This window comes from Streptomyces sp. NPDC059989 (assembly GCF_042736975.1).
In the GTDB taxonomy this organism is placed as follows: domain Bacteria; phylum Actinomycetota; class Actinomycetes; order Streptomycetales; family Streptomycetaceae; genus Streptomyces.
Genome location: NZ_JBHWUO010000080.1, coordinates 1 through 25,021, shown reverse-complemented (window position 1 = coordinate 25,021; position 25,021 = coordinate 1). Strand labels below are relative to the sequence as shown.

Sequence of the window (25,021 nt, the reverse complement as noted above, 5' to 3'; positions counted from 1 at the left end):
CTTCGTCTTGTCTTCGTTCCCGCTCAGGACCAGGAGGTCGTCCACGCTCGGCTGCTTCTCCGACGCGAGGAGCACGGGAGCGATGGATGCCAGGTACGCCTTGGACGCGTGTTCCACCGCGACCGCCATGTGGTGCACGGCGAAGTCCTGGTCGATGGGCTCCTCCAGGTACGCGTCGACAGCCGTACGCGCCCACTTCCGGGCCGATATCAGCAGGTGCTCGTGGATCGATTCGTCCGACATGCGCATCACGGTAGAGGCGCGGTGTGCGAGTGCACTGCGAATTTGGCGGCCGGAACAAGGTGAACGGGCAGGGTGGAATCGTGTCCGGGCGTCGCTCATCATCAGGGGATGGGGGAACAGATGGACGTGGCGCTGCTGCGGAGGCTGCTCGACGGCGTGCTCCTCACGCTGTACAGGCGCTATACCGAGAAGGAACTGCCGGCGCTGTGCGAGCGCCTCGGCCTTCCCGCGCCCAGCGAGGGGGACACCAAGCATGAGCGCCTGGTGGCGAGCCTGAAAGCCTGTCCCGATGACAGCCTGCCGGATGTCGCCGATGCGGTTCTTGAGCAGGAGGAGCTGGACCAGGCCGAACGGATGGCGCTGCAGGATGTTCTGTGGCTCGGCCGTCACCACGTGCAGATCCCGAGCCGGACCAGGCGCGAGCTGGCCAGAGACTTCGATCTGGCCGACCACCTCGGCTACCCGGACCGCTTCATGGCGCTGCTGGGCCGACTGTGGCACCTGGACAACGATCCACTCGGCGGATGGACCACCACGACCAACAGCCTGCGCAACCAGATCGAGCGCCACGTGATCCGGTTCCCGGACGACTGGACGACCGAGCACTTCTTCGAGCAGCTCGGTGCCTTCGAAGCACCGCACCCCCGCTTCGGACACTTCCTCGAGGGCCTGGCATCCCCCGCAGTCCTGCCCGACGAGCCGGCGCAGCGCCGCTTTGTCGAGCTGGCCAACCGGCACCTGAACCCCGCGGGCGCCCAGCTGATCCAGCACGGAGAAGAAGACGGCTACCCCCACTTCCAGCTCGTCGAGCACGGCCGCGGCACCGCACGCCGACCGCGCAACCTCATCTTCGCCACCCTGGGCAAGCCCGACATCCGCTTCACCAGCGCCCTCGACAACGACATCGAGGTAGCCGAACGCGCCGACGAGGTGCTGGTCTACGACCGCCCCGTCGGCAAGGAGGGACTGCTCTGGCGGCACCTCCTGTCCTGGTGGCAGGAAGCCCGAGGTATCACTGATCAGGAGCAGGCGGCGCGGGCCCTCTACAACCGTATGAAGGACTCCCTGCCCAAAGAATCCCCAGGGCAGAAGAACCTGTTCTGGTACTACCACCACGCCAACTGGGACCGCCTGAGCGATCTGCCCGCCCTTTTGCCGGAGATCTGGCTGCACTGGGATCCCAAGACCCTTCGCGAACGCGGCGAGCACGCCATGCAGAACCTGCGGATGGACTTCCTCATGCTGCTCCCGGGCACCCGGCGGGTGGTGCTGGAGGTCGACGGCATGCAGCACTTCACCCGGAACGGCGGAACCGAGCCCGACAGCGCGAAGTACGCCGCCACCATGGCCGGTGACCGCGACCTGAAGTTCCGCGGCTACGAGGTGTTCCGGTTCGGCCACGACGAACTCCGCGACCGCGACCGCGCTCAGCCCCTGCTCGCCGGCTTCTTCGCCACGCTCCTTGACCGCCCACCCGCCGGTCCGTCTCAAGTGCCGCAGTCAGCCCAAGGCTGATCTGGGCTCCACCGTTTTGGTCAAGGCGCCGCCGGCGACCACCGGGGGGCATCGCTGGGGGAGAGGTCGGGGCGCGCCCGGTGCCAGCGTGCAGAGTGTCGCCAACGGCCAGAAGCGTCGCGGGCAACGTCGATGCCGACTTCCACCACCAACTCGGGCACCACAAGCGTGACGTTCAGCGTCTCGTGGCTGCCCCACCCGGCGGAGAAGGACCAGCCCGCCCACGGGTGCCCTGTCGGGGACTGATGGAGCTTCCCGGCGAGGGCCGTACCGGCTACCCGGGCGAGGGTGGTGGTGCGGCCGACGTACTGTAAGCGTCCCTCGTCGTCGTACCTGCCCAGCAGCAGCGTCCGAGGAGCGGCCAAGGGGCCGGAGACGGCGCCGACGACCGCCTCCGTCGTCTCGCGCGTCTTGTACTTCTGCCAGCCCCGCACCGAAGGACGGTAGGGCTCGTTCAGCCGCTTGAAGACCACGCCTTCCATCCCTACCGACGCCCACGTCAGCCACTCGCGCACCGTCTCCGCCTCGGTGGTCGACGGGCACAGCACCCACGGCGTGGACAGCCGCCGCCCGGCGAACACGGACTCCAGCGCCGCCCTGCGCCGCTGATACGACCACATGGTCGTGTCGGTCCCGGACAGCCGCAGCAGATCGAACGCGACGAAGTGAGCCGGCCACGCGCCCGCGGCCCGGGCCGCAATGGCCCCGCGCCGGGCGAGCCGGTCCTGCAGCCGCTCGAAGGCAAGTCGCCCCGCGGCGTCCCAGACGATCAGCTCGCCGTCCAGCGCGGTCGCGTCCGGGAGCTGCGCGGCCCCGGCCACGATCTCGGGAAACGCCGGCGCCATCTCAGAGCCGCGCCTTGAACGCAGCACCACCCGGCCCGCGTCGACGGAGACCAGCGCCCGAAATCCGTCCCCATTTCGGCTCCCCGGCCCAGCCAGGCCGCAGATCCGGGGCCGGGACGGAAACGCTCAGCATCGGCTCCGGCAACGTCCACGTCACGGGGGATCCCTTCCCCCAAGCGCTCCAGTGCTGTCGTTCTGCTGCCGAGTCCCGCTTTCAGGCCGCTGGTCTCTTCGGGTGGTCTGTGCTGTGCGGCATCTCGATAGAGGTCGTTTGGGTAATGGTGCTGTCGGCGCCCCCGGCTACTTTGCGTAACCTCGTCACCGGACAGCTATGCCGCTACCGCTCCGCCGGTTGCGGTGCAAAGGGGTGCTGGATGTCGATGACGAGTCGGCGGGGTCTGCTGGCGCGGTCTGCGGGAGCGGTGGCGGTCGCCCTCGTCCCCGGCTGCGGCGCGGCAGGGGTGGACACAGCGCGGGAGCGGCCGGTCACTACGGTCGACGGGCGTGTGGACTGGGACGCCTTGCGGGCGCAGTTTCGCCTGGAGCCTGGATGGGTGAACCTTGCGTTGTTCTATCTGGCCTCGCATCCGAAGGTGGTGCGGGATGCGGTGGATCATCTGAGCGCACAGGTCGACGCCAATCCTCTCTCGGTGCCCATGGGGCTGGCGCTGCCCGATGGTCCTACCGGTTGGCCCCGGGTACGTCAGGCGCTCGCGGCCTATGTGGGAGGCCGGGCCGAGGACATCGCGGTGACGGCGAGTACGAGCATCGGGCTGGGCGTCTTCTACAACGGTGTCGTGACCCGTCCGGGGCAGGAGTTCCTGTTGACCGAGCACGACCATGTCGCCCATCGCACCGCTGGCCGGCTGGCCGCAGTCAAGCACGGCAACACGCTGCGGCTGGGCTCGTGGTTCGCCGATCCGGCCACCGCGACGGCGGACGGCATCGCGGCGGCGGTCGGTGAGGCGATTCGCCCGAACACCAGAGTCGTGGGGATCACCTGGGTGCAGTCGAGCACGGGGCTTCGGATGCCGGTGCGTGCGGTGGCCGAGGTGGTGCGGCGGGCCAACGAAGGCCGCAGCCCTGCCGACCGGTGTCTCCTCGTTGTCGACGGCGTGCACGGGCTGGCGGCGATCGACGAGGATGCCGCCGGCCTGGGCGCGGACGTGGTGATCGCCGGAACGCACAAATGGCTGTTCGGCCCAAGGGGAACGGGGCTGGTGTGGGTGGCGCCGGACGTCCTCGACCAGCTGCGGCCCACGTTCGTGAGCTTCATCAGCGGCGGGGGAGCAGCGCCTTTGTCACCCGGCGGGTTTGTGGCGTTCGAGCATGCCTTCGCCCTGCCGGTGGCGGTAGCGCTGCATGAGCAGCTGGGCCGGGCACGCGTTGCCGCCCGCATCACGCAGCTGTCGACGCAGGTGAAGCAAGGACTGGGCCGCATACCGTGCATACCCCTGCCGACGCGAAGCTGTCCGCGGGCATCACCTGTTTCAGCGTGGCCGGGTACACCCATCAGCAGGTCGTCGACCACGCCGCCACCCGCCGGGTGCGGCTGTCCACCTCGACCTACACCCGGATCGGTACTGCTGTGATCAACACACCGGCCGAGATCGACACCGCCCTCAACGCCTTGGCCGACCTCGCCCGCTGAGCCCGGCCCCGTTCCTCGACGTCGTCCTCGGTGAGGAACCCGCTGCTTTTCAGCGGGTCAGTGGTGTTCGGCGCTGGTGTGGTTTTCGTGCTGTGCGGTGGGGGCGGTCGTGGTGCTGTTGGTGGTGTGCAGGGTGAATGCGGCGGTGCGGACGCTGCCTTGGTGCTTGAAGTCGAGGAAGAGGCGGTAGGCGCCGTTGGTGGGTGCGGTGGCCATGAAGGAGATGCTGGGGCCGGGCTGGGTGGTGCCGTCGGCGGGGGTGCCTTCGGGGTGGACGTGGAGGTAGGCGAGGTCGCCGGAGCGCAGGGCGACGAGGTGGCCGTAGGCGCCGAGGTAGGGCTCGAGATCGGTGACGGGCTTGCCGTCTTTCGCCACGTTCAGCGTCAGGTCGGTCATCTTGCCGGCTGTGAGCGTGCCCTCGAGAGTGACGGTGTAGCCGTCGACTTCGGCCGTGGCGTTCTGGGGCGGCAGCTCTCGCGGCTGGTAGGGGCCGGCGACGGCGAGGTCTGCGCCCAGGGTGAGGGGCTTGGCGCCCTGCCCTGCGGGGGTGAAGTCGGCGAAGACGCGGTAGTCGCCTGCCGCGGGCAGGTCGACGGGGGTGCTCCAGGTCCCGTCCGGCCCCAGGGTGGGGTGTAGATGGCGGAAGGTGTTCAGGTCGCGTGAGGCGACGATGAGGTGCAGGTCCTTGTCGTGGGCGATGGCGTAGTCGGTGACGGCTTTGCCGGCCTCGTCCTTGATGGCGAAGCGCAGTGGGGCTTCCTGGCCAGCGGTGAGGCGCGGGGTCAACAGGTCGAGGGTGTAACCGTTCTGGGAGATCTGCAGTCCGCCCGGGAGGGGCGGTGTCGCTCCGGTGTGCTGGTCGCCGTGGTTCATCGCGTTGCTCTCCTGGTGTGCGGCGTGCGGGGCAGTGGGCGTGTTGCCGGTGAGCGGATCGGCCACCGCTCCGATGCCGTAGGCACCGGTGAAGGCGAGAGCGAGGGCTGCGCCGTAGAGGCCGATCTTGGCTGCGGTGTTCATGGTGGTCTCCCGTGTCGTACGCGGGCCTAAGCGGCGCGCTGAACGTTCCCGATGATTCCGAGCATACCCCTGGGGGGTATCAATGCAACGAGCGGGAAGGGTTTGCTTTTCATATCGGGTGGGGGTATATCTGAATCAGTCTCCGATACCCCCAGGGGGTATCAAGTCCGCTGATGGTTGGAGAATCCACATGTCCTCGTCTTGCTGCTCCCCGAACAACACCTGCTCCACCACCACGCAGTCGTCGGTGGCCGTGGACGGCGTCCGCACCGTGTATGCGGTGGCGGGTATGACCTGCGGTCATTGCAAGGACGCGATCACCAAGGCGGTCGGCGCCGTGGACGGCGTGAGCCGTGTCGAGGTGGACCTCGCCTCCGGCCAGGTCACCGTGGTCAGCGCCGCCGATCTCGACGACCAGGTGATCGCCGCCGCCGTGGACGACGCCGGCTACGAGGTCACCGGCCGCACGGCCTGACCGCCCCCCTCTTTCTCCGTTCCGGGCCGCCGGGGCCCATGCAGGGCCCCGGCCGTCCGCCGCCATCAGGAGCACGCATGAGCACCGCCACCACCACCGTCGCCGCCACGGGCGCCGCCGAGGTCGAGCTCGCCATCGGAGGCATGACCTGCGCCTCGTGCGCGGCCCGGATCGAGAAGAAGCTCAACCGCATGGACGGGGTGAGCGCGACGGTCAACTACGCCACCGAGAAGGCCAAGGTCACCTACGACTCCTCGGTCTCGGTCGCGGATCTGATAGGCAGGGTGGAAGCCACCGGTTACACCGCCCGCGAGCCCGAACCGCCCGCAGCCCCGGCAGGCGGTGCCGTCGAGGGCGAGGGCGCGGACGAAGCAGGCGCCCTGCGGCCGCTGCGCCAGCGCCTGATCACCGCGGTCCTGCTGTCCGTGCCGGTGATCGCGATGGCGATGGTCCCGGCCCTGCAGTTCGACTACTGGCAGTGGCTCTCCCTGACCCTGGCAGCGCCCGTGGTCACGTACGCGGCCTGGCCGTTTCACAAGGCCGCGTTCACCAATGCCCGGCACGGCGCCGCCACTATGGACACCCTGATCTCCGTCGGGACGTCGGCGGCGTTCCTGTGGTCGGTGTGGGCGCTGTTCTTCGGCACGGCCGGCACGCCCGGGATGACGCACCCCTTCGAGCTGACCATCGCCCGCTCCGACGGCACCGGGAACATCTACCTGGAAGCCGCCGCCGGCGTCACCGCGTTCATCCTGGCGGGCCGCTACTTCGAGGCCCGCTCCAAGCGGAAGGCCGGCGCGGCGCTGAAGGCGCTGCTGGAGCTCGGCGCGAAGGACGTCACCGTCCTGCGCGGCGGCCGCGAGGAGCGCATCCCCACGGCCGAGCTGCGGGTAGGGGACCACTTCGTGGTCCGTCCCGGCGAGAAGATCGCCACCGACGGCACCGTGATCGAGGGCTCCTCCGCGGTGGACGCCTCCATGCTCACCGGCGAATCTGTCCCCGTCGAGGTGAGCATCGGCGACGCGGTCACCGGCGCGACCCTCAACGCCGGCGGCCGCCTGGTCATCGAAGCGACCCGCGTCGGCGCCGACACCCAGCTGGCCCGTATGGCGAAGCTGGTCGAGGACGCGCAGAGCGGAAAGGCCGCAGCCCAGCGCCTCGCCGACAAGATCTCCGCTGTGTTCGTGCCCGTCGTCATCGCCCTCGCGCTGGGCACGCTGGGATTCTGGCTGGGCAACGGCGCCGGGTGGACCGCCGCGTTCACCGCCGCGGTCGCCGTGCTGATCATCGCCTGCCCCTGCGCCCTGGGACTGGCCACGCCGACCGCGCTGATGGTCGGCACCGGCCGCGGCGCCCAGCTCGGCATCCTCATCAAGGGCCCCGAGGTCCTGGAGTCCACCCGCAAGGTCGACACCATCGTCTTGGACAAGACCGGCACCGTCACCACCGGCAAGATGACCCTCCTGGCTGTCCACACCGCCGAGAGCACGGACGAGACCGAGGTCCTGCGGCTGGCGGGTGCTTTGGAGCATGCTTCCGAGCACCCCATCGCCCAGGCTGTCGCGACCGGTGCCGCCGACAAGGTCGGCTCCCTGCCCGCTGTGGAGGATTTCGCCAACGTTCCCGGACTCGGCGTCCAGGGGATCGTGGAGGGCCACGCCGTTCTCGTCGGACGCGAGAAGTTCCTTGCCGAATGGGCCATCACCCTGCCCGCCGCCCTGAAGGAGGCCAAGGACCGGGCCGAGGCGGCCGGGCGGACGGTGATCGCGGTGGCCTGGGACGGGGAAGCCCGCGCGGTCCTGGAGGTCGCCGACGCCGTCAAGGACACCAGCGCCGAAGCGATCACCCGGCTCAAGGCTCTCGGGCTGACGCCGATCCTGCTGACCGGCGACAATCAGGCCGTCGCCGAGGCGGTGGCCGCCGAGGTCGGCATCGAGCAGGTCATCGCCGAGGTGATGCCCGAGGACAAGGTCGACGTCGTCAAGCGCCTGCAGGCCGAGGGCCGCTCGGTCGCCATGGTCGGCGACGGGGTCAACGACGCGGCCGCCCTCGCCCAGGCCGACCTCGGCCTGGCGATGGGCACCGGCACCGACGCCGCCATCGAAGCAGGCGACCTGACCCTGGTCCGCGGCGACCTCAGGGCGGCCGCCGACGCGATCCGCCTGTCCCGCAAGACGCTGGGCACCATCAAGTCCAACCTCTTCTGGGCCTTCGGCTACAACGTCGCAGCCCTCCCCCTGGCCGCCGCCGGCCTGCTCAACCCGATGATCGCCGGAGCCGCCATGGCGTTCTCCTCGGTGTTCGTCGTCGGCAACAGCCTGCGCCTGCGCTCCTTCCGCGCCGGCAGCTGAGCCCCCTGCCCGCAGACGCCCCGCCCGGCCACCGAGCGGGGCACCGGCACATCCGAGGTCGCAGCAGGCGGAACACATCACCGCACCCCGTCGTTATACCTATACCCCCCTGGGGTAATCAGCGAAAGGAAGGGATCGCCGTGCACGGCTACACCGCCAACAAGGACGACGTCCTCAAGCGACTGCGCCGCATCGAAGGCCAGGTGCGGGGCCTGCAGCGCCTGGTCGAGGAGGACACCTACTGCATCGACGTCCTTACCCAGGTCAGCGCCACCACCAAGGCGCTGCAGTCCTTCGCCCTGACGATGATGGACGACCACCTCCAGTCCTGCGTGGCCGATGCGATCGCGCAGGGCGGCGACCAGGCGCAGGACAAGATCGCCGAAGCGTCTCAGGCGATCGCCCGCATGGTCCGCTCCTGACCCACGACGGACCTGCCCGGCGATGGTCAGCGCGGTGCGGCCTCGCCGCGTACGGCGGCGACCAGCCATGAGCTGCTGCGCAGCCACACCGCCCCGTCCGACTCATAACGGCCGAGGACGTCGGTCAGCTTCCGGCGGGCCTGGGCCTGCTGCTGCGGGGTGACCTGGCTGAGCAGGTGGCGTCCGGGGCCGGAGTCCAGCAGGAACGCCGCGGCGTCCTCCGCGTCGGCGCCCCACTTCCCCGGCACCTCGATGCGCTGAACGTCGACATCGGAGAATCCGCCCGCGGTGACCAGTTCGCGGATGCGGCCGGGATCGGTGAGCGAGAACATGCCCGGACCGCCAGCCTTCCCGAAACCGCCGAGCGGCAGGATGTCTCTCAGCGAGGCCAGCGCGGCGAGCCACTCGTTGGCCTCGGCCTCGGCCGCGCAGATGAAGGCCAGCCGGCCGCCGGGGCGCAGCGCGTGGTGCAGGTTGGAGAACGCGGCGACAGGGTCGGCGAAGAAGGTCATGCCGTACCGGCTGATGACCGCATCGAACGCCTCGGAGTCCAGGGGGTGGACCTGGACGTCGCCCTGCACGAAGGCCACGTTCTCGACCCCTTCGCGTACGGCGCTCTCCCGGGCCTTGCCCAGCATCGGCCCCGACAGGTCCAGGCCGAGCGCCCGGCCGCGTGCGGCGCGCCGGGCGGCGAGGCGGGTGGTGCGGCCGGCTCCGCAGCCGACGTCCAGGACGGTGTCGGAGTCGAGGACGGCCGCGGCGTCCAGCAGGGGCTGGTTGAAGCCGTCGTTGACAGCGTCCCAGCGCTCCTGGCTGCGGGCCCACTGCGCGCCCTCGTATCCGTTCCACGCCTCGGCCTGCGCGATGTTGGCGAACTGTCCCATGGGTGAACTCCCTCCCGCCGGGGCGCGGCGAGGCGCCCCGGCCCTAGAATGGGCAAGTGCCCAAACAGTATGGGCGAACGCCCATACTTGCAATCGGCCGAGGGGGGTGACCGTTGTGTCACCTCGTGGAGCCGCGGCCCTGACCAGCCGCGCGGTCACCGCGGAGGCGGAGTGCGCCAAGGGCGTCCTGCACACGCACTTCGCCGGGCTGGACGAGTTCGTCGCCGAGCTAGTCCTGGACCGCTTCGCGCGCAGCGCCCGCCAGGCCGAGGCCCTGCAGGCCCGAGTGGGGTGGTCCACGGTCGCGGAGAACCTCCAGGAGGTCGTCCTGGCTCTGCTGGACTCCCTGCCACCTGCGGTGGTGGGCCTGGCGATGACCCGCCCCGCGGCCGCGTCGCACACCCGCGAGGGCTTCCAGTCCGGCGCGCCGGCGTTCGATGCGATCCAGCACGCCGTCACCGCCTACCTCCAGGCGGAACAGCGCGCCGGCCGGATCCCGGCAGGCAGCGACACCGCCGCCATCGCGCTCGCCCTCGTCGGCACGACCCACCACCTGCTGATGACCCGCAGCCCCGGACAGACCGCCGACACCGGGGCGACCACGCAGCGGCTGCTGGCCGTACTCCTCGGCGGCTGACCTGCACGCCTGCGCCGCCGCTAAGGCGATGGCCCGCAGCGGCCAGGCCCGCGACGCTGCTCGACCTCGCCGCCCACCCGCACAGACGCAGCAGGTGTGGGCGGCCACCGGCACGGGCCTGCTCCGCAGCGACGACGGCGCCGCCACCTTCCAGCCCGTCACCGGCGCACCCGGCGGCAGTCGCCGTGGAGCAGCCCGAGCCCGGCCTGCTCATCGCCCTCGCCGCCGACGTCCGGATCCTCACTGTTCCACCGTCGCCGGTCAGCGGCGAACTCTGATGCGGACTTCCTGTGGACGGGCCAGCACGCGGGTCCGGCGAGGTGGGAGCTGATGGCCCAAACTGGGCTGCCGCGAGCACGCCTGGGGCTGAGCGGGCTCAGCCGCCGCTGATGAGCTCCCGGGCCCTGGCCACGACCTCGGGCGTCGCCGTGGCCAGGGAGCCGCTGTCGTACGGCGGCTGGGGGTCGTACTCGGTGAGGAGTTGAATGGCCCGGGCGGTGAGTTCGTCGCTCAGCAACGCGCACAGCCCCAGCGCCATGTCGATACCGGAGGAGATCCCGGCCGAGGTGATGATCTTGTCGTGCCGGACGACGCGTTCCGCGGTGTAGGTGGCGCCGAACGTCTCCAGGTCGTCCTTCGCCAGCCAGTGGGTGGTCGCGGTCTGCCCCTGGAGCAGCCCCGCTGCCCCGAGGATGAGCGCCCCGGTACAGACCGAGGTGGTGAAGCGGGTCGTCTCGTGAATCCGGCGCACCCAGTCGATGAACTCCGTGTTGTTCAGCATCAGGCGCGCCCCCGCACCCCCCGGGACGAGCAGCACGTCGCAGGACTCGACCTCCGTGAACCGGGTGGCCACGTCCACCCGCATGGCGCCCAGCACGTCGGCAATCCGCCCCGGTTGGGGCGCGACGAAGCGCACCCGGGCTTCGGGGACGTTCGCCAGGAGCTGGTACGGGCCGATGGCGTCGAGCGGCTCGAAGAGCCTGAAGAGCGGGATCACGATGTCCATGCCGGGGAGCTTATGCAGGCATCTGCGTTGCCTGAGGACGCATCGCGGACACGCCCAGGCATGCGCGGCAAGTTAGCGAGAACGGGTGCCTGGCCGCCTCAACCCGGCTCGACCAGCCGGCCGCCGTGCTGCCGTCGCCTGGTGCACGGCATCGGGGCATCCGGGGATGGCTGGACCGGTTGCGCCGTCGCTGACACCGCACATCTTTACAGAAGCCGATCCGGCCACCGCGACGGCGGACGGCATCGCAGCGGCGATCGGCGAGGCGGTCCGTCCGAACACCAGGGCCGTGGGGATCACCTGGGTGCAGTCGAGCAACGGGCTGCGAATACCGGTGCGTCCGGCGGCCGAGGTCGTGCACCGGGCCAACGCGAGCCGGCGTCCAGCCGACCGGTGCCTGCCGGTCGTCGACGACGTCCACGGGCTGGCAGCGGTCGACGAGGACGCCGCCAGCCTGGGCGGCGGACGTGGGGGTTTCTGGCGTTCGAGCACGCCTTCGCCCTGCCGGTGGCGGTGGCAGCGCTGGTGGCCCTTGCCGCGGCCGATGGACAGGGATCAGGACACGGAGATGACCACGCGGCGGCTGCTGGCCGTCCTGCTCGGCGCCGGGCAGCCGCCGCCGGCGTAGCCGTCGGGCATCAGGGCCCGGCCGTCGGCGCCTGCCCCGTGGCGGCCCCTGCCGGGTGTCGGCCCGGCAGGGGTTGATGCCGGCGGTGGGCAGGTCAGTGTTCGGTGTTGCCGTGGTCCGGGCGATGGACGACGGTCCAGGTGCGGCCGCCGTCCTTGGACTCGTGGACGGCGTCGTTCGTGTCGGCGGCCAGCAGGTGAGTGGGGCTGGCCGCAGTCAGTACGGCCGGCCGTGCACCCTCGGGGAGGCGGCCGCGTTCGGTCCAGGACGTCCCGTCGCCGCCGGCCCAGACCTTGCCGTCGGGCGCCAGGGCGATCAGCTGGTCGGGGGCGGGTCGCTCCACGGCTGCCAGGGCGGGGGCTCCGGGGACGGGCTGGAAGCTTGTGCCCCCGTCGGTGCTGTGCAGCAGCCCGTCGCGGGTGGTGGTCGCCCACACTTCCTGCGGTACCGCCGGATGGGTGGCGAGATCGCCGCCCGGGATCTTCGCGCGCTGCTCCCAGGTGGCGCCGACGTCCTTGCTGGCCCAGATCTGCGAGGTCTGGCTGTCGAGGCCGTAGACGATTTCGCCGGCCTGCTGGAGCGAGTGGAAGTCGGCCTCGCCTCCGGCGGAGACGGTGGTCCAGGTCTGTCCGGCGTCGGTGCTGCGGATCAGGCCCAGATGCGGTGAGGTGGCCGTCGGGTCGGTGGGTGAGGGGTGGCCGCTGGCGAGGAAGGTGCGTGGGCCGGTGACGGTGAAGCCCATCGTGTCCTGGTAGCGGTCGGCGATACGTACGGCACCGGTGGGGCCGATTCGGAAGACACCGAGGTGCCCGGCAGCGTAGAGGGTGCCGTCGGCGGGGTCCACGCCGAGACCGTGGAGATGTCCCGTTCCGGGGTCGGGGTCGCCGGCCTTGGTCGTGGCGGGCTGGGTGTCGGTGGCCGAGCAGGCGGTCAGCAGCAGGGCGCCGGCCGCCGCGCCGGCCGCGAGTGCGGGTATGCGGAAGCGGATGGTCATGTGTGAGGTCCAGAACGCTCGAGAGGGAAGGGAGCGGGTCGGCCCCTGGTGTGGGCAGCCGCCAGCGGCTGCCCACACCAGGGGTGAGGCAGGTCAGCTCGTGCCGAGGAGGGTCTTCATTCGGGCGATCTCGGCGCTCTGGGAAGTGATGATCGCGGCGGCCATGTCCTTGGCGGGCTGGTAGGCGCCCTCGGACTGCTCGGTCTTGGCCATGGCGACGGCGCCTTCGTGGTGCTTGACCATCAGCTTCAGGAAGGCGGTGTCGAACGCCTTGCCCGAGGAGGATTCGAGCTGCTTCATCTCCTCGGCCGTCATCATCCCGGACATGTCGTGCCCGCCGTGGCCCTCGCCCTCGGCCGGGACCTTCTCGCCCCACGAGGTGAGCCAGCCGGAGAGGGTCTTGATCTCCGGGTCCTGGGCCTTCTTGATCTCGCCGGCGAGCTTCTTCACTTCGGCGGACTCGGCGCGGGTCGCGGCGAGGTCGGCCATCTCGATGGCCTGCTGGTGGTGGGGAATCATCCCCTGGGCGAACGTCACGTCGGCGGCGTTGTGCTCGCCCTGCTGCGCCGGTGCGCTGGCGGAGGCGGACGGCGTGGTGGCGTTGTGGCCGTTGTGGGCGGCGCCGCTGTCGTTGTCGTTGCCGCCGCAGGCAGCGAGGACGAGGGCGGCGGTGGTGGCGGCGGCCGCGACGGTGGCGCGGCGGATCAGGGAACGCTTGGTCATGGTGCAACTCCTGCTGTGGAGCACGCGGAGGCGTGCGGAGGTAGGGAGGGGCCGAGGGGCTCGCCGGCCTGGGGCCGGGCATGCCGGGGCCGCCCTATATGCGCCGGAGTTGCAGTTGGCTCAGTGAGGGCGGTGCCCGGCCGCAGGCGGCGGCGTCGGGGGTGACCCCGTGCGCGAGGACCGCCTGGATCTCGGCGTGGCCGGGTAGCACCGCGGGGGCGGGCAGGACGGGGGCGCCGGCCGTGCCAGCGGCCGCGCAGGTCGCATCGGCGTGCTCGGTGTGCCCGCCCCGCCCGCTGCCGGCCGGGTCGTCGGCGTGGACGCACCCCAGCGAGGCCGCGGCGTCGGAGTCGGCCGCCTGCCCGTGGCCGGCGGCCGGCGCGTGGTGGGAGGCGACCGCTGCGTGCGCGCCCGCCGGCTGCGGGGCGGGCCCCAGGCCATGCATGGCCACAAGGCCCGCGAGCACGGCAAGGACCAGGAGCAGGCAGGAGCGCAGCCCGAAGGGCTTCACCGCTCGCACCACCTGGCCGTCCATAGCCGCATCGTAAGCAGCCCACTTCGCCGTGGGCGAGGCGAGGTGGGCCGACTGCCCATTGAGGAATACCCCCGGAGGGTATAAGGTTCTCGCAATCGAAGTCATACCCCCCAGGGGTATGAATGGTTTTTCTGTCTTTGGGGAGCGGTCATGGAAGCCGTCAATCCGCGCCGGTGGTGGGCCCTAGGGGTGCTCGCCGCCGCACAGTTCATGGTGATCATGGACGCGTCGATCATCGGAGTGGCGCTGCCCGAGATGCAGCGCGACCTGGGGTTCTCCCAAGGAGACCTCCAGTGGGTGTTCAACGCCTACGTCATCGCCTTCGGCGGACTGCTCCTGCTGGGCGGTCGCCTGTCGGACCTGCTGGGTGCCCGCAAGGTGTTCGTGGCAGGGTGGGGCGTCCTGATCGCGGGCTCCGTCGTGGCCGCGGCCGCCCAGAGCGCGTGGGTGGAGGTCGCCGGCCGGGCCGTGCAGGGAGTCGGCGGGGCCCTGATCGCCCCCGCTTCGATGACCCTGCTGATGATGCTCTTCGGCCACAGCCCCAAGGAACTGGGCAAGGCGTTGGCCCTGTACGGGGCGGCCGCTCCGGCCGGCGGCACCGCCGGGGTCTTCCTCGGCGGGGTGTTCACCCAGTGGGCCAGCTGGCCGTGGGTGTTCATCATCTACATCCCGATCGGCATCGCCACCCTGCTCGCCACCGGCCTGCTGCCGGCCGTCGCAGCCCGCCGCGGCGGCGGAGTGGACGTCCTGGGCGCGGCAGCTGTCACCGCAGGGCTCGCGCTCACCGTCTTCACCGTGGTCCGCGCCCCCGAAACCGGCTGGGCGACAGCGCAGACGGTCCTTCAGCTGCTCGTAGGGGCCGCCCTGCTGGCCGTGTTCGTCCTCATTCAGCGCTCCGCCCGCTCGCCCCTGATGCCGCTCGGCATCTGGCGCACCCCCGGTCTCGGTGTCTCCAACCTGGCGATGGCACTGCTGGGGGCGGCCTGGATCCCGATGTGGTACTTCCTCAACCTCTACCTCCAGCAGGTCCTCGGCTACGGCGCCTTCGCCTCGGGCGCCGCCTTGCTGCCGATGACCGGCCTGCTGATGGTCGTCATGACCACCGCCAGCGCCCGCCTGCTCGGCCGCTTCGGCCCCAAGCCGCTCATCACCGGCGGCCTGCTGGTCCTGGCCGCGGGCCTGGTGTGGCTGTCGGCGGCCCGCCCGAGCGGATCCTTCGTCATTGACGTCCTGCCCGCCTCGCTGGTGGCAGCCCTCGGCATGGCCCTCGCCTACATCCCGACCCTGATGGCGGCCATGTCCGCCGCCCCGCAGGAACAGGCCGGCCTCGCCTCGGGCATCGTCAACACCACCTACCAGGTCGGCTCCGCCCTCGGCCTCGCCGCCCTGACCGCGCTCGCCACCTCCCAGGGCGCGGGCGCACTCGGCGACCTGACCGCCCTCACCGACGGATTCAGCGCGGCATTCCTCGCCGCGGCCGCCATCGCCGCCGCGGGCGCCCTGGCCACCCTCGCCCTCATGCGCGGCAAGCCGCAGAGCCCGCCCACCGAAACCACCCCCACCAAGGGGGCCACACAGCGGCAGCACGCCCCCAACTGACCGGGAGGAAAGCGGGAAGGCCCGCCGACCCCCTCGGCGGGCCTTCCCCATGGCGGCAACGCAGCAGCGCGGCGCAGGCCCGCGCCGCGTGCGTACCTGCCACGGGGCGGCCCGTCCGCCGGTCTCACGCGGCCAGGAGAGCGCGGCTCCTCGCAGACCGGGACTGCAGTGATCCAAGAAACCCCTCTTGCGTATACCCCCATGGGGTATACAGTGGTGGGTGTGAGCCCGCGGGGACGGGGTCACACTGAATGGGATTGGGGATGACGGCCATGGACCACAGCGCACACCACGCCAGCACCGCCCACGACCACGCCGCGCACCAGGCGCACGCCGGTCATGCGGGGCATGCCCGCCACCAGATGGGCCCGGTGACGTGGGGGGCCGCGGCGAAGGCGACGCTGCACTGCCTGACCGGATGCGCCATCGGCGAGATCCTCGGCATGGTCATCGGCACCGCCCTGATGTGGGGCAACGTCCAGACGATGATCCTGGCGATCACCCTCGCGTTCCTCTTCGGCTACTCGTTCACCCTGTTCGCCGTCCGCAGGGCTGGCCTGGACTGGAAGAGCGCGATCAAGGTGGCGCTGGCCGCCGACACCGTCTCGATCGCGGTGATGGAGCTCGTCGACAACGGCATCATCGCCCTCACCCCCGGCGCGATGGACGCCCACCTTTCGGACGCACTGTTCTGGACGGCCCTGCTGGGCGGCTTCGCCGTGGCCTTCGTGATCACGACCCCGGTCAACAAGTGGATGATCGGCCGAGGCAAGGGCCACGCCGTCGTCCACGCCTACCACTGACCCAGCCGCAAGCCATCGCGCCCGGACGCACCCTGACGGTGCGGCCGGGCGCGTTCGCGTCTTCGGGCGTTAGCTGGAGGTACCGGGGGGCTTCGATGGCGGCCGCCCCGGCTCTGCCGGCCTCGCGGGGAACGGAGGCACCGACGATGTCCAGCACCGTCAAGGACATGCTCGCCACCTACCCGGCCGACCTCGGCGACATCGACCAGGCCAAGCTCACCACCTGCATCGAGGCATGCATCGCCTGCGCACAGGCCTGTACGGCATGCGCGGACGCCTGCCTGTCCGAGGGCATGGTGGGCGATCTCGCCAAGTGCATCCGCACCGACATGGACTGCGCCGACATCTGCACCGCCACCGCCGCTGTCCTCTCCCGCCACACCGGCTACGACGCCAACATCACCGCCGCGATCCTCAAGGCGTGCGCCATGGTCTGCAAGTCGTGCGCCGACGAATGCGGACGGCACGCAGACATGCACGAGCACTGCCGCATCTGCGCCGAAGCATGCCGTTCCTGCGAGCAGGCATGCAACGAACTCCTCGGCGCCCTCGGCTGACCGAAGACACCCCTACAGCGGCTCAGAGCGGTTGAGGGACCTGCTCGCGCTGACGACGGCGCCGGTAGCGGGTCATCCCGCGCGGCTTGAACACCGACAAGGCGGCCGCCGTGAGCAGCACCAGCAGGGCGGCGGCCGCGTCCGCGATCAACTGAATGCGCATGGCCTGAAGCTCGCCGCCCGCGAGCGCCGCCCGGGCGGCCGCGTCCGCGAGGTGACCGACCGGCTGCATATGGACCAGCAGCAAAACGGTCGCGACCACAGTGATCAGGAGCTTCGCGATCACCCAGTAGTGCCTCAGCAGCCCCCACACCGTCCCGAACGACTGCACCACCCCCGTCAGCAGCGAGGCGACGCTGAACGGAACGATCACGTACCAGCCCACCACGTCCATGGCCAGATATGCGCCCCGCACCGTCTGCGGTGCGCCGCTGGTCAGACCTGCAACCGCGAGGGCAAGGAACGCCGCGACCGCGCCCAACCAGCCGACCGAGGAGGTGACGTGGAGCGTGTGGGCCAGCTTGCGCAGCCGCGGCGGGAACGGGCTCACGGCGCGTGCCCCACCATGCCGCCGCCGGCCAGGTGCACGATCACGAACACCACGATCAGGACGACAGCGACCGCCGCGGACACCTTCACCCACCGCGGTGCCCCCTCACCGTCGTCATCATGACGATCTGGTGAACCTGCCATGACGCCTCCCACTTTTTCAAGACACACTGTCTTCATCCAAAACTGAGTGTATGCCTCCGTGGACGTCCGTATCCTGGGTGGGTGCCGAAGCTGTGGAACGAGACCATCGATGCGCACCGCCAGGCCGTGCGGGAGGCCATCCTCGATGCGGCCGCCACACTGATCGAGGACGGCGGTCTGCGGGCGGTGACCATGTCCCAGCTCGCCGAGCGCGCCGGCATCGGGCGGGCCACCCTCTACAAGTACTTCCCCGACGCCGAAGCGGTGCTCGGCGCCTGGCACGAGCGACAGATCGCCGCGCACCTCCACCAGCTCGCCGAAGCCGCGCACCGCCCCGGCACCGCCGCCCAGCGTCTGACGGGAGTCGCGACCGCCTACGCCGACCTCGCCCGGCAGCGCCACGGCGGAGAACTGGCCGCCCTCCTTCATCAAAGCGAACACGTCAGCCACGCTGAACGGCACCTGACTCGCCTGCTGGAAGCCCTCATCGCCGAAGGCGCCAAGACCGCAGACCTGCGCGACGACGTACCGCCCGCCGAACTCGCCGCCTACTGCCTGCACGCCCTGACCGCCGCCTCCACCCTCCCCTCCCAGGCCGCGGTCGACCGGCTGGTCGCCGTCACACTCGGCGCCCTGCGCCCGCTGCCCTGACCAGGGCTCCTGGCAGCAGGCTCATCAACGCCCGCAAGTCGGAGAGCACTGCGGGCGACGCCGACTGCGATACAGCCCACGTTGTGGACGCCGCACTGCCGCATCCACACCCGGTGCTATTTTCCTTCCCGTCCGGGTGGGACGCCCCTGCCGGCTTTCCCGCTGCCGAGCCCTCCAATGGTCGTGAGGCGTGATCTCAGGCAAGGTCCGTCGCGACCGTCACGTAGGAGCGTTGCTGCGGGCAACGCTCCTCGCGGTGGTGCTTGCCCTCTTCGCGATGCACGTCCTGGCCTCACATCAGCCAGTTCACAGCCGCCACGCCGCCGCAGTCCCGCTCATCGACGCAGGGGTGAAGACTCAGCACGCTCACTCTGACGTCGCTCCCCCCGATGCCACCACAACACCGCACAGCCCGGACGGCGAATGCGACCACGGCGGAGTCGGAGAGAGCTGCCTGGCGCTGCTGTACATCGTCGCTGCCGTGTTCACGTTCGCCCTCAGGCGACGGGTCGCCAACCGCATCCCCGGCCGACGCGCAGAACGCACCCACTCCTGGATCACCCGTGCCGGCGATCCACCGTGCCTTTACCGACTTTCGATCCTGCGCTGCTGAGACCTGCACCAGCGTGACGCCGCACCACCGGGTGCCGGCGCGCTTCTGCCTGCTCTCACCCACCAAGATCCGAAAGGCATCACCCGAGTGACCACCGTTATCGAGCCCGAGCGCCACCAGACTTCCGCCTCGAAACATCGCCGCCCCGCCTTCGACAAGAAGTCGCTCCCGGCTCGCTACAGCGGCCAGATGCTCTACTTCCTGGGCGCTGCCCTCATCGCCGGCGCCGTCGTCCACTACCCGATCAATCCGCCGCTGTACGCGATCATCTGCGTCGTCGGCGCCTTCGTCTTCCTCCTCGGCACCATCGTCAACGAGTTCGTGCTGGCCGACGAGCGGCCGGCGCTGAGCCAGGCAGTCTCGCTGGTGGCGTTCTCCCTGCTGCTGTCCTTCGGTGTCGGCATGGTCGGCGGCGGCATCCAGCACTTCGAACAGTTCCCCGAACGCAGCGCCTGGATGACCCCCATCGGCCTGCTCATGTCGTACGTCGCGTTCGGCGCCAAGGACTCCAAGGGCCGCTGGCAGCACCTCGTCAGCCCGTTCGCGGCGGTCGTCGTGGCCATCTCGGCCCTCGCCTGGCTGGGCATGACCGCCCTGGCCGGCACCATCAGCTCCGATGGCCACAGCCACGACCACGGCTCCACGACGGGGACACCCGCGCCGGACCAGGCTCCCGTCGAGTCGGCCCCTCCGACCAAGGCACCCGCCGAGCCGACACAGGACGGCCATTCCCACAGCCACTGACCCCGGTCCGACACCCTTGTAGCCGTTCGCGGGCCCGCGTGGACCACGCCGGGCCCGCGAACGGCTCACGGCTGCCGCCTGGAATGTGGCTGCTCTTGCGGGCGTGCAGTCGGTGAGCTGGTGATCCTTCCCAGCTCACCGCGGAGGCGCGGCCCTTGACCCACGACATGGCCTACGGCGCAAAGCCCCGTGTGGCCGCCCCCGGAACTGTTCTCCAGGTGTCAGTGGCGGCCCGTACCCTGCCCACCTCCGGCCACCCCCAGCAGAGCTGTGTTTCCGCCAGCGTCTGAACTATGCAGGGGGCGATGTGCCGGGGTGCGCCGCCCACTGGGGCTCGTGTGCTCCGGCGGGTGCCCTGACCTCCCCACGGCACGCCCTGCCGAAAGGCCATCTACAGACGGCATATGGGGGTACTGGTTGCTCCGGACGCGCCGCTGGCTTGCAGTGTCCTTCCAAACCTCTGACTCTGGCACCTGAATGAGAACAGCGGCCTGCCCACTTCGACTGTCCCCTCAATGGAGGCGAAATGCCCAAGGTCCGCAAAGACATCAACGCCCTCACCGACGCGGAACTGGACGACTACATTCACGCGCTCGACATCCTGCGGCAGCGCTCAGAGGTGAACGAGGCCGATCCGGCCGGGTACGTGTTCCAGGCGGCGCTGCACAACGGTTTCGTGGGACCGGACGGCGTCGTCATCAGATGCGAACACAACAACGACCGCTTCCTGCCGTGGCACCGGGCGCATCTGCACTATTTCGAGAAGCTGCTCCAGGCGACCGACCCGCCGCGCACCCAGAACGTCACCATTCCGTACTGGGACTGGATCAGCGACCAGACACCCGAGAAGTTCCCTCTCGCATTCAAGAAGCCAGGGCTGAAAGCCGCGCGCAGCTCCGCGGCGGCGTCGCTGCCGCCGGACACGCTGGAGATCGTCACGACGGAGACGAACCAGAAGGAGTTCGCCGGCTATCCGGACGGTGACCTCTCCGGGGACGACGGACGGCTCGAAGGGGGCCCGCACAACCGTATGCACGGTTTCTACATCGGCGGGGCGATGGCGAACCCCTCGGCAGCGGCCGAGGACCCCATCTACTTCAGCTTCCACGCCTTCATCGATCTGATGTGGGCGGAGTGGCAGCGCCGCAACGGCACGCCGCCCCTGACGTCGCCGGACGAGGTGCTGCAGGGGTTCGCCTCGCAGCCCAAGAACAAGATCTCCGAGTTCACCAACCCCGCGGACCTCGACTACGAGTACGAGTACACGACGCAGCTCAACGCGGCCTTCGGGGTGCCGCCGGCGCCCGTGCCCCCGGCGCCGCTCAACCTCCTGGCGACCGAGCTGCTCTCACCGCTCGACGGGAACGCGGACATCGTAGGCGAACTGCGTGACAAGGAGGTCGTGCAGCTCGCGCTCAAGGTGCCCGAGACCGCGGGGAAACGACTGCGTGTGCGACTTGACGAGCTCAAGGTGCCGACCACCGGAAGCTACATGCTGCGCGCCTTCCTGCATCCGTCCGAGGTGCCCTTCCAACCCGACGACGGCGAGTTCGCACGTCGGTTCGGAGCAGGGTACGTGGCGCTGTGGCGGGCCCACCGGCACATGCACGACGGCCACGGCGACCTGCACGACGGCCACGGCGACCACCACGACGTTTCCCGTACGGCCCGCTTCGACGTGGGACGTGTCTTGGAGTCTCTGGGAGCGGACGGCGCCGACCTGGTGTTCTCCCTGCAGTTCATTCCCGCGCCCAGCGAGACTGGGCTGCCCCCGCATCCCCTGCCGCCGATCGACGAGGTGGACTTCAAGGACGTGCGCATGGAGGTGTACTCCTGATGCGCACCCCGGTGTATGAGCTGCACATCCGGCCCATGTTCACCGCGACGGACCGCGACCACATGATCCCTCACTCGCTGAATCTCTGGAAGTACGAGGATGTGGTCGAGCACGCCGAGCACATCCTCGACCGTCTGGAGGCCGGGAGCATGCCGCCGACGGCCTTCGGCGGGCCGTGGCCGCAGGAGTGGATCGACGTCTTCCGGCGCTGGAAGGAGGGCGGTCTCAAGCGCCTGGAGGTCGGCACCGCGGTGATTACCGTCAACCGGTCACCCAGCTCCGTCACCGTCAAAGCGACCGGGACGTTCCCCGCCGCGGGCTACCAGGGGTGGCTCCAGCTGGAGAGCGAGTCCGACACCGCGAAGACCTACGTCCTGTACTTCGAACCGCCCGACGCCCCGGTGGCCGGTACCGCCGATGACTTCGAGCTCAAGGAACGCTACAGCGCTTCCGACACCCGGGCCTTGTTCGTCCATGACAGCACCGGCGTTCAGGCGCACTGAACACGTCCGTCGACCGCTCGCCCGGACTTCCCCCAGTGAAGGGCGGTTCATCACGGACCCCTGTCGCCGATCCGGCCGCCGGAGACGACGCTTGACCGAGGAGAAACAGTGCAGGCCACAGACCTGACAGGCACGTACACCTACCGGAGTTTCCTCAACAGGCCAGAGCCAGTCGACGACTTCAACGATCTCAGGTTCGCTCAGCTGGAGCTCAGGCTGACAGCCACTTCGGCGGGCGGCGTGAGCGGTCTCCTGGTCTTCCCGGCGCCGGCGGGCGTGGAACCGTTGGCGATGGAGATGGCCGGGCAGGCGTCCGGGACGCCGTTGGCGATCACGCTCACAGGCAAGGGGGTCGCCGGAACCCCGATCGAGGACTAGGCGATGTTTCTCGGATCTCCTGACGTAAGTGGGGTGTTGGGGTCACCCTGGCTGTATGGGTCGTGGGGATCTGACGAATGCGGAGTGGGACCGGCTGGAGTCGTTCTTGCCTCCTGGTGGTGCGCGTGGGGGCCGGTGGAGTGATCACCGTCGGGTGATCAACGGGGTCCTCTACCGAGTCCGGACGGGTGTCCAGTGGCGGGACTTGCCCGAACGGTTCGGGCCTTGGGAGACCGTCTACAAGCGGCATCGCCGCTGGTCAGCTGATGGAACGTGGAAGATGCTGCTGTCGCGGATCCAGGCTGCCGAGGATGCTGCGGGCGGGATCGACTGGGACGTGTCGGTGGACTCGACCGCGGTGCGGGCCCACCAGCACGCCGCCGGCGCGAGGAAGACACCACCCGCCGCAGCCCCTCAAAAGGGGGCCGTCAGGGGGACAAACCAGGTCGACCCGGTGCTACGGAAACTGGCCGTCCGGCTGGAGGAGGTGGTCAGATCGGCGAGTGCCTGGGACGCTCCCGCGGAGGATTCACCACCAAAATCCACCTCGCAGCCGACGGACGGTGCCGGCCTCTCGCCCTCGTCCTGACACCCGGACACCACGGCGACGGACCCCAACTCGAGTACGTCCTCGGCCAGATCTCCGTGCCTCGCACCGGAGTCGGACGGCCCCGCACCCGGCCCGACCGCGTCCTGGCGGACAAGGCCTACACGTCCCGGGAGAACCGCCGCTACCTGCGACGACGCGGCATCCCCCACACCATCCCCGAAGGCCTCGACCAGCAAAGACACCGGCACAATCGAGGCTCCCGAGGCGGCCGGCCCACCGGCTTCGACAGCGAGCTCTACAAGAAACGCAACACCGTCGAACGCGCCATCAACCGGCTGAAGGGCTTCCGAGCGGTCGCCACCCGCTACGAGAAACGCGCCTACATCTACCTCGGCACCGTCACCCTCGCAGCCCTAGCGATCTGGCTCCGCACCTGATCCGAGAAACATCGCCTAGCTAGCCGGCGCGGCGACGGTTGACCCACGACATCTCCAACTCCGACAGCGGAGGTTCGGGCGCAGGACCGATGTCGTTATAGACGGCCACGGGATCGTCGGGCGCCGACCACGAGCCAACCGTCGACAGCCTATACACGTGCTCGCGGCCCTCCGGCAGCGGCACGGTGATGCTCTCGGGCGCCGGAGGGCCGGGGACACAGCGGCCGACGTCATCTCCGTATGGCCCGCCCCCGAAGACGGCATGCATCCAGCCGTGCGGTGGCGTCCCACTCAGATCGAACACATCGTCCATCACCCACCACCTCCCAGTTGCGAAGATCGTAGTGCAGACGGTGCAGACGCCCCGCAGTGATCGCCAGGACAGTGCCGAACAGCTGGGGACGTTCAAACGTACGCAACTGAGGAGCTAGCGGTTGATTCCTCAAGTTGTGGGCATTATTCCTCTGTTGGGGTGATGGCAGGGGGTGGGTTGTGCCGGCGTTGCTGCGTGCCCGGGCCGCTTCGGGGCCGAAGGAGGAAAGGGCGATCGCGAGGTTGGCGGGCGCCCGGAAGGCTCCGGCTGATCTGGTTCTGAGAGCGCGGATTATCGCTCTGAGCTGGAACGGTCTGCGGGTGGCGGGGATCGCGACGGAGCTGGGCTGTCATGCCAAGACGGTGCGGTGGTGGCTGCACCGGTTCAACGATCTGGGGCTCGAAGGGCTGGAGGACCGGCCGGTCAGCGGCCGTCCCCGGCGGATCACCGAGGCTGAACGCTCCAGGATCGTGGCTCTGGTCCGGCAGGCGCCTGCGGGGCGTCTGACCAGGGGTGAGGACGGTGAACTGGCCGCGGATGACGAGGCGGGGGCACCGGAGTGGACACTCGACGCACTGGCCGAAGCCGCCCGGCAGGCCGGGATCGGCGTGGGAAGATCCCAGGTCCGCAGGATTCTGCTGGCCGAGGGCGTCCGATGGCGTCGTACCCGTTCCTGGGTGAGGTCGAAGGACCGTGATTTCGAGGGAAAAGGACGCGGATCATCGGCCTCTATACCCAACCGCCCGACGGCGCGACGGTCGTCTGCGCCGACGAGCTCGGGCCGGTGATCCCCCGCACTTTCCCGCCCGCACCGGGCTGGTCACCCGACGGCCGTCGCATCAAAGCGGAGCTCGACTACGGCCGCGGTCCGGAGAAGACATGGGTCTACGGCGGCTTGCGGGTCCGGGACGGACAGCAGGTCACGATGACCGCCCCGTCCCGCAACAGCGTCTACTACCAACAGTTCTTACAGCAGCTGGAGCAGGCGAACCCGGCCGGGGACATCTATGTGATCACCGACAACCTGTCCTCCCACAACAGCGTCTCCACCCGGACCTGGCTCGAGGACCACCCCAGGATCAAGCACGTGTTCATACCCGTCGGCGCGTGCTGGCTCAACCTCCAGGAAGCCTGGTGGCGCATCTTCCGTAAAGCCGCCCTCGCCGGCCAGACCTTCGCCGGCCCCGAGGAGATCACCCAGGCCACCAAACTCGCAACCGCCCAGCTCAACCAGCGTGCACGGCCCTGGATCTGGGGCAGACCCGCCCCACCCACCCGACACCTACGCCGCCGCTACATCTACTGCCTTTAAGGAACACAGCACTAGGGCCTGTGTGATGTCGTGATCATTCGGCGGTTTTCAGCAGGTCGTCGATCCAGATCATTGCGGCGCGGAGGTGGAGGCCGGCGAGGTAGC

General features: G+C 69.8%; 29 protein-coding genes and 1 pseudogene. 19 read left to right on the top strand and 11 right to left on the bottom strand.

Features of this window, described 5'->3' with window-relative positions:
- Positions 1 to 243 (bottom strand): annotated as a pseudogene (locus tag ACFWBN_RS37160) (hypothetical protein); the annotation flags it as partial.
- Positions 244 to 363: 120 nt separating this feature from the next.
- On the opposite strand from ACFWBN_RS37160, the gene ACFWBN_RS37155 reads away from it, so the two are divergent.
- Entirely contained in the window at positions 364 to 1,758 is a 1,395-nt protein-coding gene (locus ACFWBN_RS37155; RefSeq protein ID WP_385185403.1) for a hypothetical protein, read from the top strand.
- A 20-nt stretch (positions 1,759 to 1,778) separates the two neighbouring features.
- Here ACFWBN_RS37155 and ACFWBN_RS37150 read toward each other — a convergent pair whose 3' ends face one another.
- Positions 1,779 to 2,630 (bottom strand): ATP-dependent DNA ligase, encoded by an 852-nt coding sequence (locus ACFWBN_RS37150; RefSeq protein WP_385185410.1) that lies wholly within the window; start codon positions 2,628 to 2,630, stop codon positions 1,779 to 1,781.
- Positions 2,631 to 3,109: 479 nt separating this feature from the next.
- On the opposite strand from ACFWBN_RS37150, the gene ACFWBN_RS37145 reads away from it, so the two are divergent.
- On the top strand, positions 3,110 to 4,195 hold the full coding sequence (locus ACFWBN_RS37145; protein ID WP_385185400.1) for an aminotransferase class V-fold PLP-dependent enzyme: 1,086 nt from the start codon (positions 3,110 to 3,112) through the stop codon (positions 4,193 to 4,195).
- A gap of 116 nt (positions 4,196 to 4,311) precedes the next feature.
- Here the strand turns inward: ACFWBN_RS37145 and ACFWBN_RS37140 are convergent, their stop codons facing one another.
- Entirely contained in the window at positions 4,312 to 5,271 is a 960-nt protein-coding gene (locus ACFWBN_RS37140; RefSeq protein WP_385185397.1) for a hypothetical protein, read from the bottom strand.
- A gap of 190 nt (positions 5,272 to 5,461) precedes the next feature.
- Between ACFWBN_RS37140 and ACFWBN_RS37135 the strand changes: the two genes are divergently transcribed.
- The 3 genes from ACFWBN_RS37135 to ACFWBN_RS37125 all read left to right on the top strand — a co-directional run bounded on the left by ACFWBN_RS37135 (position 5,462) and on the right by ACFWBN_RS37125 (position 8,519).
- Positions 5,462 to 5,746 carry a heavy-metal-associated domain-containing protein gene (locus ACFWBN_RS37135; protein ID WP_385185394.1) on the top strand — a complete coding sequence of 95 codons (285 nt, stop codon included), beginning with the start codon at positions 5,462 to 5,464 and terminating at the stop codon, positions 5,744 to 5,746.
- 77 nt (positions 5,747 to 5,823) lie between these two features.
- A complete protein-coding gene (locus ACFWBN_RS37130; RefSeq protein WP_385185391.1) occupies positions 5,824 to 8,097 on the top strand; it encodes a heavy metal translocating P-type ATPase in 2,274 nt (757 codons plus the stop codon).
- Between the two features lie 140 nt (positions 8,098 to 8,237).
- Positions 8,238 to 8,519 carry a metal-sensitive transcriptional regulator gene (locus ACFWBN_RS37125; RefSeq protein WP_069774310.1) on the top strand — a complete coding sequence of 94 codons (282 nt, stop codon included), beginning with the start codon at positions 8,238 to 8,240 and terminating at the stop codon, positions 8,517 to 8,519.
- 26 nt (positions 8,520 to 8,545) lie between these two features.
- Here ACFWBN_RS37125 and ACFWBN_RS37120 read toward each other — a convergent pair whose 3' ends face one another.
- Positions 8,546 to 9,403 carry a class I SAM-dependent methyltransferase gene (locus ACFWBN_RS37120; protein WP_385185386.1) on the bottom strand — a complete coding sequence of 286 codons (858 nt, stop codon included), beginning with the start codon at positions 9,401 to 9,403 and terminating at the stop codon, positions 8,546 to 8,548.
- A gap of 115 nt (positions 9,404 to 9,518) precedes the next feature.
- On the opposite strand from ACFWBN_RS37120, the gene ACFWBN_RS37115 reads away from it, so the two are divergent.
- Positions 9,519 to 10,040: a TetR/AcrR family transcriptional regulator gene (locus ACFWBN_RS37115; protein ID WP_385185383.1), complete on the top strand. Its 522-nt coding sequence runs from the start codon at positions 9,519 to 9,521 to the stop codon at positions 10,038 to 10,040.
- A 376-nt stretch (positions 10,041 to 10,416) separates the two neighbouring features.
- Here the strand turns inward: ACFWBN_RS37115 and ACFWBN_RS37110 are convergent, their stop codons facing one another.
- Positions 10,417 to 11,046: a DJ-1/PfpI family protein gene (locus tag ACFWBN_RS37110; protein WP_385185381.1), complete on the bottom strand. Its 630-nt coding sequence runs from the start codon at positions 11,044 to 11,046 to the stop codon at positions 10,417 to 10,419.
- Between the two features lie 166 nt (positions 11,047 to 11,212).
- Between ACFWBN_RS37110 and ACFWBN_RS37105 the strand changes: the two genes are divergently transcribed.
- Positions 11,213 to 11,674, top strand: a complete 462-nt coding sequence (locus tag ACFWBN_RS37105) for a hypothetical protein (RefSeq protein WP_385185378.1) — start codon at positions 11,213 to 11,215, stop codon at positions 11,672 to 11,674.
- A gap of 94 nt (positions 11,675 to 11,768) precedes the next feature.
- Here the strand turns inward: ACFWBN_RS37105 and ACFWBN_RS37100 are convergent, their stop codons facing one another.
- The 3 genes from ACFWBN_RS37100 to ACFWBN_RS37090 all read right to left on the bottom strand — a co-directional run bounded on the left by ACFWBN_RS37100 (position 11,769) and on the right by ACFWBN_RS37090 (position 13,926).
- On the bottom strand, positions 11,769 to 12,668 hold the full coding sequence (locus ACFWBN_RS37100) for a F510_1955 family glycosylhydrolase (protein WP_385185375.1): 900 nt from the start codon (positions 12,666 to 12,668) through the stop codon (positions 11,769 to 11,771).
- Positions 12,669 to 12,761: 93 nt separating this feature from the next.
- The gene (locus ACFWBN_RS37095; protein WP_385185372.1) at positions 12,762 to 13,391 is read right to left on the bottom strand and encodes a DUF305 domain-containing protein; all 630 of its coding nucleotides are present in this window, start codon (positions 13,389 to 13,391) and stop codon (positions 12,762 to 12,764) included.
- A 94-nt stretch (positions 13,392 to 13,485) separates the two neighbouring features.
- Positions 13,486 to 13,926 (bottom strand): DUF6153 family protein, encoded by a 441-nt coding sequence (locus ACFWBN_RS37090; protein WP_385185369.1) that lies wholly within the window; start codon positions 13,924 to 13,926, stop codon positions 13,486 to 13,488.
- Positions 13,927 to 14,076: 150 nt separating this feature from the next.
- Here ACFWBN_RS37090 and ACFWBN_RS37085 point away from each other — a divergent pair, with 150 nt between their 5' ends.
- The 3 genes from ACFWBN_RS37085 to ACFWBN_RS37075 all read left to right on the top strand — a co-directional run bounded on the left by ACFWBN_RS37085 (position 14,077) and on the right by ACFWBN_RS37075 (position 16,885).
- Positions 14,077 to 15,525, top strand: a complete 1,449-nt coding sequence (locus tag ACFWBN_RS37085) for an MFS transporter (protein ID WP_385185366.1) — start codon at positions 14,077 to 14,079, stop codon at positions 15,523 to 15,525.
- A 272-nt stretch (positions 15,526 to 15,797) separates the two neighbouring features.
- Positions 15,798 to 16,328 carry a DUF4396 domain-containing protein gene (locus ACFWBN_RS37080; protein ID WP_385185363.1) on the top strand — a complete coding sequence of 177 codons (531 nt, stop codon included), beginning with the start codon at positions 15,798 to 15,800 and terminating at the stop codon, positions 16,326 to 16,328.
- Positions 16,329 to 16,474: 146 nt separating this feature from the next.
- Complete coding sequence (locus tag ACFWBN_RS37075) at positions 16,475 to 16,885, top strand: four-helix bundle copper-binding protein (RefSeq protein WP_385185360.1); 411 nt, start codon at positions 16,475 to 16,477, stop codon at positions 16,883 to 16,885.
- 22 nt (positions 16,886 to 16,907) lie between these two features.
- Here ACFWBN_RS37075 and ACFWBN_RS37070 read toward each other — a convergent pair whose 3' ends face one another.
- Together ACFWBN_RS37070 and ACFWBN_RS37065 are read right to left on the bottom strand one after the other, a co-directional pair.
- Positions 16,908 to 17,435 (bottom strand): hypothetical protein, encoded by a 528-nt coding sequence (locus tag ACFWBN_RS37070; protein WP_385185358.1) that lies wholly within the window; start codon positions 17,433 to 17,435, stop codon positions 16,908 to 16,910.
- The gene (locus tag ACFWBN_RS37065; RefSeq protein WP_385185355.1) at positions 17,432 to 17,578 is read right to left on the bottom strand and encodes a hypothetical protein; all 147 of its coding nucleotides are present in this window, start codon (positions 17,576 to 17,578) and stop codon (positions 17,432 to 17,434) included. Before ACFWBN_RS37065 ends, ACFWBN_RS37070 begins: the two co-directional genes overlap by 4 nt.
- Positions 17,579 to 17,659: 81 nt before the next feature.
- Between ACFWBN_RS37065 and ACFWBN_RS37060 the strand changes: the two genes are divergently transcribed.
- The 7 genes from ACFWBN_RS37060 (at position 17,660) to ACFWBN_RS37030 (ending at position 23,291) form a co-directional block, all read left to right on the top strand.
- The gene (locus tag ACFWBN_RS37060; protein ID WP_385185352.1) at positions 17,660 to 18,229 is read left to right on the top strand and encodes a TetR/AcrR family transcriptional regulator; all 570 of its coding nucleotides are present in this window, start codon (positions 17,660 to 17,662) and stop codon (positions 18,227 to 18,229) included.
- Between the two features lie 190 nt (positions 18,230 to 18,419).
- A complete protein-coding gene (locus ACFWBN_RS37055; protein WP_385185349.1) occupies positions 18,420 to 18,842 on the top strand; it encodes a DUF6153 family protein in 423 nt (140 codons plus the stop codon).
- A gap of 87 nt (positions 18,843 to 18,929) precedes the next feature.
- On the top strand, positions 18,930 to 19,586 hold the full coding sequence (locus ACFWBN_RS37050) for a hypothetical protein (RefSeq protein ID WP_385185347.1): 657 nt from the start codon (positions 18,930 to 18,932) through the stop codon (positions 19,584 to 19,586).
- Between the two features lie 526 nt (positions 19,587 to 20,112).
- Positions 20,113 to 21,423 carry a tyrosinase family protein gene (locus ACFWBN_RS37045; protein ID WP_385185344.1) on the top strand — a complete coding sequence of 437 codons (1,311 nt, stop codon included), beginning with the start codon at positions 20,113 to 20,115 and terminating at the stop codon, positions 21,421 to 21,423.
- Positions 21,423 to 21,926 carry a hypothetical protein gene (locus ACFWBN_RS37040; protein ID WP_385185341.1) on the top strand — a complete coding sequence of 168 codons (504 nt, stop codon included), beginning with the start codon at positions 21,423 to 21,425 and terminating at the stop codon, positions 21,924 to 21,926. Before ACFWBN_RS37045 ends, ACFWBN_RS37040 begins: the two co-directional genes overlap by 1 nt.
- Positions 21,927 to 22,034: 108 nt before the next feature.
- Complete coding sequence (locus ACFWBN_RS37035; RefSeq protein ID WP_385185338.1) at positions 22,035 to 22,304, top strand: hypothetical protein; 270 nt, start codon at positions 22,035 to 22,037, stop codon at positions 22,302 to 22,304.
- Between the two features lie 55 nt (positions 22,305 to 22,359).
- A protein-coding gene (locus ACFWBN_RS37030) for an IS5 family transposase (protein ID WP_385185335.1) occupies positions 22,360 to 23,291 on the top strand; the annotation gives its coding sequence in 2 pieces (ribosomal slippage) (positions 22,360 to 22,758 and positions 22,761 to 23,291; 930 coding nt in all).
- 19 nt (positions 23,292 to 23,310) lie between these two features.
- On the opposite strand, the gene ACFWBN_RS37025 is transcribed toward ACFWBN_RS37030, so the two are convergent.
- A complete protein-coding gene (locus ACFWBN_RS37025) occupies positions 23,311 to 23,604 on the bottom strand; it encodes a hypothetical protein (RefSeq protein WP_385185331.1) in 294 nt (97 codons plus the stop codon).
- Positions 23,605 to 23,783: 179 nt separating this feature from the next.
- Between ACFWBN_RS37025 and ACFWBN_RS37020 the strand changes: the two genes are divergently transcribed.
- Both ACFWBN_RS37020 and ACFWBN_RS37015 read left to right on the top strand, forming a co-directional pair.
- Complete coding sequence (locus ACFWBN_RS37020; protein WP_385185328.1) at positions 23,784 to 24,392, top strand: helix-turn-helix domain-containing protein; 609 nt, start codon at positions 23,784 to 23,786, stop codon at positions 24,390 to 24,392.
- Complete coding sequence (locus ACFWBN_RS37015) at positions 24,323 to 24,916, top strand: IS630 family transposase (RefSeq protein ID WP_385185407.1); 594 nt, start codon at positions 24,323 to 24,325, stop codon at positions 24,914 to 24,916. The genes ACFWBN_RS37020 and ACFWBN_RS37015 overlap by 70 nt, the downstream gene beginning before the upstream one ends.
- Positions 24,917 to 25,021 lie beyond the last annotated feature (105 nt).